We start from the raw sequence: 8,620 nt of genomic DNA on the forward strand, positions 1-8,620 counted from the left end.
AGGGTGCGCTCGCTGCGACTGCGTGCCCGATGGCGATGAACCCGGGCAACCTTGCCAATGCGCAAACAATCCTTGTCCGGTGAATCCCATCCCGTGGGGCTAAGGGCATTGCCATACAAGCCCGGAGCGAAACCCTGCGCTAATCGCTCCCTTTGGATGCGCCGTCCCTTCCGGACCGCGCCTCGCGACAGGAGACTGGCCATGGCCCTCGGCTCACCGTCCCTCCGTGGTGTTGTCATTGGCTGTGCCTGGCTGTGCTTCGCCTGCTCTGACAAGCCGGGGCCCACGGAGCCGCCTCCTCCTCCCGCGGAGCCGTGGGACGGGACGTACACGCCACTCGTCGAGCCCACGGACTGGGTCGACCGAGGCCCCTACGCACCCTGCTCGTTCACTCCGGTGCGGGGCACCGTCGTCGACTGCGACGACCCGTCACTCTTCGACTTGTCGAAGTGTGACCTCGCCGCGCTCGACTCCCTGGACGCGCACGGCATCTATCAGGTGGACGTGCGCCATGCTGCGGGCTTCCCAGACTTCGTCGGCGTCCGGGTGCCCCAGGATGGCAGCACGGGGACCCTGGACGGCACTCCCCTCACGCGGCAGCAGGTGGCGGGACGCTTCCAATTCTCCACGCGGTACACCCAGCGAGGCGTCGCGCGGCAGACCGTCCTCGTCGGCTGTGGCCGTCAGGCGTCCGGACTGGTGACGGGCTGCTTCGTCCGCTGTGGCAATGGGAAGGCCGGCAGCTGGGGCACCTTCGAGGCCGCGAGGATGACGTGGGCACGAGGTGAGGCCGAGTCCTCGGGTGGCCTGCGCCTCATCTCCGAGTCGGCGGTCCCCCAGGGGAAGCACGCGGACGTCTACGTCGCCCACAAGCACGCCTACGTCGTGTCGCTCGACGACGCCCCTCAGGCAGGGGGCCTCACCGTCTTCGATGTCAGCGACCCGAGCCACCCGGTCCTCAAGAAGCACATCTCCGTGCCAGGGGACTCGTACTGGAACGCGGCGTGGACGAAGGACCACGTGCTCTACGTCGCCAGCAAGAGTTCGGGGGTCATCGTCTTCGACATCTCCAACCCGGCCGACCCCGTCTTCGTGCGCAACGTGCCGGGGGGTGAGCCCCTCGACGTCCACACCTTCTTCGTGGACGGCAACCGACTCTACGCCGTGTCCCCCGGCCCCGCGCCGCATGGGGAGACGATCATCTTCGACATCTCCACGCCGCTGGAGCCCGCGCTGCTCAACCGCTTCGTCGTCTCCGATACGACGTCCTACCTCCCCTCGGCGCACGACTCCTTCGCCTACCAGGACCGGCTCTACATCAACCACTTCAGCTCGGGCTACGTCGTCTTCGACGTGAAGGACGCGATGAACCCTCGCGAGCTGGGCACGTACACCTTCGAGACGGAGAACAGCGCATCCATGAGTCACTCGGGCGCGGTGGGGACGTTCGCGGGGAGGACCATCGCCTTCGAGGGCGGCGAGGGACAGGGGACTCGCCTGCGCGTGCTCGACGTCACGGACCCCACGAACATCCCGCTCATCGGCACGTACAACCTCCGCTTCCACTCCTCCATCCACAACATGATTCTGAAGGACAAGCGGCTCTACCTCACCCACTACCATGAGGGGTTGCGAGTGCTGGACGTGTCCATTCCGCCCAACCCGCGTGAGATCGCCCACTTCAACACCTTCCGGGAGTCCGACCCCAACCGGTCCGACAGCATCGTCGATGGCGCCATTGGCCTTCGCGTCCCGGGAGACGGCTACGTGTACGTCGTGGACACGTCCCGGGGGCTGCTCATCTTCAACGAACTCTGAGACCGGGTGGCTGGGATAGGGTGTCGGGGTGTCCTCACCCTTCCTGCTGATTCCAGAATCCGAGTGGGTCGCCTCGAACACACTCGCCTTCGCCATCCGGGATGGATTCCCCGTCAGCCCCGGGCACACGCTGGTGATTCCGCGCCGCCCCGTGGCCACCTGGTTCGACGCCACGCTCGAAGAACAACGGGCCCTCTTCGAGTTGGTGGACGAAGTGAAGCGGGGACTGGACGCAAAGCTGAAGCCGGACGGCTACAACCTCGGCATCAACGTGGGCGCGGCGGCCGGGCAGACGGTGTTCCATCTTCATGTGCACGTCATCCCCCGGTTCCAGGATGACGTCGCGGACGCGCGCGGCGGCATTCGTCACGTCATCCCGGGCAAGGGCAACTACCTGGCGGTGCAGGCGAAGCCCCTCGCCACGGGCGGACGGGAGGACCCGTTCCTCAATCACCTGGAGCCGCTGTTCTCCCGCGCGTCGGACATCGCGGTGCTCGCGGCCTTCGTGCAGGACAGCGGGCTGGAGGTGCTGCGGCAATCCGTGGATGCGGCCCTCGCGCGAGGGGCACGGGTGCGCATCCTCACGGGTGACTATCTGACCATCACCCAGGCCGAGGCCCTGCGCCGCCTGCTCGATTGGATGGACGAGGACAGCGTCCTACAGGGGAGCGCCCGGGGACACTTCGAGGCGCGCGTGGTCGAAGTAGAGCGGGAACGCATCTCGTCCTTCCATCCGAAGTCCTGGCGTTTCAAGGGCCCGGGGCTCGCGGTGGCGTACGTGGGTTCGAGCAACATCTCGCGGTCCGCGCTGAAGACAGGCATCGAGTGGAACCTGCGCGTCGAGCAGGACCGGGACCCGAGGGCCTGGAGTGAAGTGGTCGACGCCTTCGAGCTGTGGTGGGACCGCGCCGCGCCGCTGGAAGCGGACTGGGTCGAGCAATACGCCCTCCGCGCACGAATCACGGAACGCGTGGTCTCACCCGGTGAGCACGAACCGACGCCCCCTCCACGCCAGCCGCATGTCCTTCAGCAACAAGCCTTGCTCCAGTTGAGGAAGAGTCGAGAAGAGGGGCGCCGCCGCGCGCTCGTGGTGCTCGCGACGGGGCTCGGCAAGACGTGGTTGGCGGCGCTGGACGTCGCGGCCTTCCGCGAGGAGCGTGACGCGCGACCTCGCGTCTTGTTCCTGGCGCATCGGGAGGAGCTGCTCGTCCAGGCAGCGGAGACCTTCCGCCGCCAGTTTCCGACGCTGCGCTTCGGTTGGTATGTCGGAGCGAAGTCGTCACTCGCCGGTGATTTGGTGTTCGCCTCGGTCCAGAAGCTCTCGAATCCCGACGGGCTCGAGACACTGCGGGAAGCAGCGCCCTTCGACTACGTCATCGTGGACGAGGTGCACCATGCCGCCGCCGCGAGCTACCGGGCCATCCTCTCGCGTCTGGACCCGGCGTTCCTGCTCGGACTGACGGCGACACCCGAGCGCGCGGATGACGGTGATGTCCTGGGGCTGTTCGATGACCACCTGGCCTATCGAGCGGACCTTGGCGAAGGTATCCAGCAAGGGCTGCTCACGCCCTTCGCCTACTTCGGACTGAAGGACGACGTCCCGTACGAGAACATTCCGTGGCGCAGCCGGAGCTTCGACTCGGAGGCCTTGACCCAGGCGGTCCAGACGGAGGCGCGCATGAAGACGCTGTGGCGCGCCTGGGAGGAGCACGCGGCGAGCAGGACGTTGGTGTTCTGCGTCTCCGTCTCCCACGCGAACTACGTCCAGCAGTGGCTGCGTCGACAGGGTGTGCGGGTGGCCGCGGTGTACTCGGGGCCTGGCTCCGCGGACCGGGCACAAGCCCTGCGAGAGCTGGGGACCGGCACACTGGACGCGGTGTGCTCGGTGGACCTCTTCAACGAAGGCGTGGATGTGCCGAGCATCGACCGCGTGGTGATGCTCAGGCCCACCGAGTCACCCGTGGTCTTCCTTCAGCAACTGGGACGAGGCCTGAGGAAACACGACGGCAAGGAGCGCGTCACCGTCATCGACTTCGTGGGCAACCATCGGATGTTCCTCGACCGGGTGCGCACCTTGTTGGCACTGGGCCGGAGCCCCGTCTCGCTGCGCGACTTCCTGGTCCATGACAAGCAGCCCGAGCTCCCCCCGGGTTGCTCGGTCCAGGTCTCACTGGAGGCCAAGAAGTTGCTCCAACATTTCCTGTCCCCTGGCGAAACGGACGTCGCGCGCATGTATCGCGAGCTGAGGACCGCGCGAGGCGAGCGTCCCACCATCGGTGAGCTGTATCGCTCTGGCTACTCCCCTGCATCCCTGCACAAGAAGGATGAGTACGCCGGGTGGTTCCACTTCGTGGAAGCGGAGCGCGACCTGACCGAAGCGCAGGCACGCGCCCTGAAGCAAGACCCGGGTTGGTTCCGGAATCTTGAGCTCACGCCCATGAGCAAGTGCTTCAAGATGGTGTCGCTGGAGGCCCTGCTCGAAGAGGAGGCGCTGTGGGGAGGACTTTCATTGTCCGAGCTTGCCCGACGGAGCCTCGCCATCCTCCAGCGGTCGCCCGAGCTGCTCCAGGACCTCGATGGCGTCACCGCGTTGGATGACCCACGGGAGCCGAGCGCATCGAAGTTCCTCGCATACTGGATGACGGAGCCGGTCCACGCGTGGACACAGGACAGCAAGTGGTTCCGCGTCGAGGGAGACAAGCTCGTGCCTCGGTTCGCCGTATCCGAGGACGCGCGCGAAGCCTTCGAGGAAATGACCCAGGAGCTGGTCGAGTACCGACTGGGGCAATACCGTCGTCGCCGACTCATCCAGCGGCAAGGACCCGGGATGGCCTTCGAGGCTCAGGTCATCTCCAATGGGCGCCATCCGATTCTCAAGCTCCCCGACCGGCAGCAGCGTCCGGACCTTCCCAGCGGCCTCACCGACATCCGGATTCCGGAGGGAGCCCTCTGGCGATTCAACTTCGTGAAGATCGCCGTCAACGTCGCGAAGCCAGCAGGAGAGGAGGAGAACCAGCTCCCAGTGCTGCTGACGCAATGGTTCGGAGACCGCGCTGGCAAGCCGGGCACTGCGTTTCGCGTGCGCTTCACGCCACGGACGGAAGGATGGTCGGCCGAGCCCGTGAAGGCCGAGGTGATTCCCTTCATTCGCCCAGTACGACTGGTCGCATTCCCTACCTTGCGTGCCGCGGCGGGAGCCGCGAGCCATGCACTTTCGCTGGAGCAGGCACCCGAGGCGGAACATGTCCGGCTTCCCATCCAGGCACAGGGTGAAGGGCTGTTCGTGGTGAGAGCCTCTGGGAACTCCATGAACGGAGGAGAGCGGCCCATCCGGAACGGCGACTGGCTGGTGATGCGCTACGCGCGCGACCTCTCACTCCATGCGATGGAAGGAAAGGTGGCGCTCATCCAGGTCCCGGATGCAGCGGGATATGCCTATCAGGTGAAGCGCCTCGTGAAGGACGAAGGCCGCTGGGCCCTCCGGTCCGACAATCCCAGCCACGCCACATCGGAGGCAGGTGCGGACATGGTGCCCATCGCCCTGCTGGTCGAGGTCGTGACACCCGAGAGCGTGGGCCCCGAGCATGGAGCACGACTCACGGATGAGCAGCTCATGGACCGCTTCGGCCTGACCACCACCCCAAAGACAGGACGACACGAAGGCCATCTGTTCCTCTTCGCCACGGGAGAAGGCGTGTTCGAGGCTCCCGGCTTCCTCGCGTCGAGAATCGCCGAGAAGAGGCCTGGAGAGACCGCGCTCGTCTTCAGCAGAGAGTCGCCTGTGGTCCCCTGGCTGTACCGGGGAAGCGCTCAATGGGATGAACAGACAGACCGATGGACCCTCGCCGACGGCCGGGTCAGCGGGGATGACCACCCGTGAGCTGCGTGCGCAGGGTCGCCTCGTCAATGAGCCCCCAGCGCTCGAGCAACTTGCCATCGTCCGAGAAGCGCAGGATGTCGATGACCGTGTAGGAAATCGTGCGGCCCGTCGGGGCGAATCCCAGGAAGGGCCCGTGATGGGTGGCCTGGGTCGTGACACGACAGGCAACCTTGTCCCCCTCGGCGACAAGGTCTTCGATGGTGAAGCGGATATCGGTCAGAGAGGTTCTCAACCCGGCGAACCCTCCCTTGATGCCGTCGCGCCCCAGCGTCATGTCCGGGTCCGGGTTGTGGTCGACGGCATCGAGATGGATGACTTCATCGAGGACGTCGAAGTCGCCGGTGCGGATGGCTTCGTCGAGCTTCACGTAGAACTGGCGAACAGCGTCCTTGGGGGGAGTGGTCGTAGAAGAGCGCATGCCAGGAAACCTGAACGAGGCGGGTCAAACCGTCTTGAAGGAATCGGACACCCACTGGCTCAACCGCTCGCTTCGCGGGTTTCGTCCGGCGCTCCGGACAAAAAGAAAGGGCCCTGAACCGAAGTCCAGGGCCCCAAACTTTTCAACTCTGTGTGCCCAGGGGCGGAATCGAACCACCGACACGGGGATTTTCAGTCCCCTGCTCTACCGACTGAGCTACCTGGGCGTACGGGTCACCGCGAGAGGCCGCGCTCTCATATCGAGCCCTTCCCAGGGCCGTCAAGCACCCTTTTCCCGGCAGCCCCTCCCAGCTTCATGCGGCACGGGGCATCGCCTCCGCGTCCCAGGTCGTCAGACTCGCGGTGAGCCTCTTCTTCAGCTTCGCCCTCAGCCCCTGCTCGATCTGCCGGATGCGCACCGCCGTCACCCCGAAGCGCCGAGCCAGCAGCTCCGCGCTCGCCGCCTCCTCCGCCAGCATCCGCTCCTCCACCAGCGCCCGCTCCCTCGCGTCCAGCTCCGGCCAGGCCGCCTCCACGCTCGCCCGCAGCCTCGCCGCCCACTGCGCCCGGTCCACCACCTCCTCCTGCGACTCACCCTCCCCCTCCAACACCTCCAGCCGCGTCACCTCACCGTCCTGCGTCACCGGCGCGTCCAGCGACACGTCCCGCGCCAGCGACTCCGTCGCACGGGCCACGTCCTCTTCCTTCTTCCCCAGCGCGTCCGCCAGCCGGCGCACCACCTCCGGGTGCCCCTCCCCCCACCGGGCCTCCAGCCGCGCCCGCTCCCGCCGGAGCTGGAACACCACCCACGGCGCCCGCCCGCCCGCCATGCTCCAGTTGCGGCTCACGTACGCCCGGATGCGCGCCCGAATCCACTGACTCGCGTACGCCCCGAACGGAATCCCCCGCTCCTCGAACCGACCCGCCGCCTCCATCAACCCCACGTTCCCCTCAGCCACCAGCTCGTCCAGCGGCAACCCCGTCCACCGGTACTTCCACGCCAACCGCTCCACCAGCACCAGGTGCTCCCTGACCCGCGTCTCCACCGCGGCGCGGAGCACCTCAAGCTCAAGGGACTCGCAGGACTCGCTCACGTTGATGGCTTCCATGGACCTCCTCCAGGCTCTTCGGGGCGAGGAACTCGCCCGCGAATGCACGTAGAGATAAGCCAGGACCATTCTTAAGAAAATTAGGTAGTTTGAACGCAACCCATCGGTTATCTCTATGGGTATGAGCTGGCTCAACTACCACCATCTCCTGTATTTCTGGACGGTTGCGCGGGCGGGCAGCATCGCCAAGGCAGGCGAAGAACTGCACCTCGCTCAACCCACCATCAGCAGCCAGCTGAAGCTGCTGGAGGAGTCGCTGGGCCACAAGCTCTTCGAGCGACAGGGCCGCAAGCTGGTCCTCACCGACGTGGGGCGCACCGTCATGCGCTACGCCGATGAAATCTTCCGCCTGGGCAACGAGCTGAAGAACGTGGTCGCTGGCCTGCCTCCCGGCCAACAACTCCGCCTCAACGTGGGCATCCTCGACGTCATTCCCAAGCTCGTCGCCGAGCAGCTCCTCAAGCCCGCGCTCGAAGCAGGCCCGTCGCTGCGCATCATCTGCCGCGAAGGCCCCCTGCCCCAGCTGCTCGCCTCGCTCGCCTTGCACGAGCTGGACGTGGTGCTCGCCGACGCGCCCAGCTCCGAGCCCGTCAGCGTCCGCTCCTTCAACCACCTGCTCGGCAAGTGTGGCGTGTCCTTCTTCGCCGCCAACAGCCTGCAGCATCTCAAGAAGGACTTCCCCCGCTCCCTCGACGGCGCGCCCATGCTGCTGCCCTCGGACGAGTCCTCCGTGCGCCGCTCGCTGGACCTCTGGTTCGAGCGCCAGGGCCTGCGCCCCCTCATCGCCGGTGACTTCGACGACAGCGCCCTGCTCCAGGCCTTCGGCCAGAGCGGCCACGGCGTCTTCGCCATGCCCTCCGTCATCGAGTCGCAGATGGAGCGTGAGTACAACTGCTCCGTCATCGGCCGCACCGACGAAATCGAGACCTGCTTCTACGCCATCACCGTCGAGCGCCGCCTGCGCCACCCCGCCGTCGTCGCCATCGCCGAGGCGGCCCGCTCTCAAATCTTCAGCGTGTGAGGCCCGAGGTGCTCAAGGCGAGGCGCGGTACACCTCCACGCCCGCCACCACCGTCGCCAGCACCCGCGCATCCACCAGCGCCTTCGCGGGCCCCTCCACCGGGTCCACCGACAGCGCCACGAAGTCCGCGTCCTGCCCTGGCGCCAACCCGCCGCGCCGGGCCTCCTCGAAGGACGCCCACGCCGGCCCGCGCGTGAAGCCCTCCAGGGCCTCGTACCCCGACAGCGCCTCCTCCGGCAGCCAGCCGCCCTCCGGCCTTCCGGTGGCGTCCTGCCGCGAGCGCGCCGCGTACAGCCCGGCCAGGACATCCGGGTTCTCGATGGGGAAGTCGCTGCCCAAGGCGAGGTTCGCCCCCGCGTCCTTCAGGCTGCGCCA

Annotated in this window: 6 protein-coding genes and 1 tRNA gene; 3 read left to right on the forward strand and 4 right to left on the reverse strand. The window is 66.8% G+C overall.

Annotated elements, in window-relative coordinates:
* Positions 1–201: 201 nt before the first annotated feature.
* Both ACN469_RS34065 and ACN469_RS34070 read left to right on the forward strand, forming a co-directional pair.
* Complete coding sequence (locus ACN469_RS34065) at positions 202–1,818, forward strand: LVIVD repeat-containing protein (protein ID WP_498774880.1); 1,617 nt, start codon at positions 202–204, stop codon at positions 1,816–1,818.
* Between the two features lie 28 nt (positions 1,819–1,846).
* Positions 1,847–5,698 (forward strand): DEAD/DEAH box helicase family protein, encoded by a 3,852-nt coding sequence (locus ACN469_RS34070; protein WP_498774882.1) that lies wholly within the window; start codon positions 1,847–1,849, stop codon positions 5,696–5,698.
* Here the strand turns inward: ACN469_RS34070 and ACN469_RS34075 are convergent.
* The 3 genes from ACN469_RS34075 to ACN469_RS34085 form a co-directional block, all read right to left on the reverse strand.
* Complete coding sequence (locus ACN469_RS34075) at positions 5,676–6,065, reverse strand: ester cyclase (RefSeq protein WP_498774884.1); 390 nt, start codon at positions 6,063–6,065, stop codon at positions 5,676–5,678. The two genes, ACN469_RS34070 and ACN469_RS34075, sit on opposite strands and share 23 nt — an antisense overlap.
* A 204-nt stretch (positions 6,066–6,269) precedes the next feature.
* A tRNA-Phe gene (locus tag ACN469_RS34080) sits at positions 6,270–6,342 on the reverse strand.
* A gap of 87 nt (positions 6,343–6,429) precedes the next feature.
* Positions 6,430–7,224, reverse strand: coding sequence for a sigma-70 family RNA polymerase sigma factor (locus tag ACN469_RS34085; protein ID WP_498774886.1), 795 nt, complete (start codon positions 7,222–7,224; stop codon positions 6,430–6,432).
* Positions 7,225–7,345: 121 nt separating this feature from the next.
* Between ACN469_RS34085 and nhaR the strand changes: the two genes are divergently transcribed.
* Positions 7,346–8,245 carry a transcriptional activator NhaR gene (nhaR, locus tag ACN469_RS34090; RefSeq protein ID WP_498774888.1) on the forward strand — a complete coding sequence of 300 codons (900 nt, stop codon included), beginning with the start codon at positions 7,346–7,348 and terminating at the stop codon, positions 8,243–8,245.
* A 12-nt stretch (positions 8,246–8,257) separates the two neighbouring features.
* Here nhaR and ACN469_RS34095 read toward each other — a convergent pair.
* A partial coding sequence (locus ACN469_RS34095) for an amidohydrolase family protein (RefSeq protein WP_498774890.1) occupies positions 8,258–8,620 on the reverse strand: 363 nt, incomplete at its 5' end.

The sequence above is a fragment of the Corallococcus terminator genome (genome assembly GCF_049194865.1).
Taxonomy (GTDB): Bacteria; Myxococcota; Myxococcia; order Myxococcales; family Myxococcaceae; genus Myxococcus; species Myxococcus terminator_A.

Excerpts from the sequence above, each read along its gene's own strand:
- ACN469_RS34065 (WP_498774880.1), top strand. The coding sequence starts at position 202 with ATGGCCCTCGGCTCACCGTCCCTCCGTGGTGTTGTCATTGGCTGTGCC.
- ACN469_RS34085 (WP_498774886.1), bottom strand. The coding sequence starts at position 7,224 with ATGGAAGCCATCAACGTGAGCGAGTCCTGCGAGTCCCTTGAGCTTGAG.
- nhaR (WP_498774888.1), top strand. The coding sequence starts at position 7,346 with ATGAGCTGGCTCAACTACCACCATCTCCTGTATTTCTGGACGGTTGCG.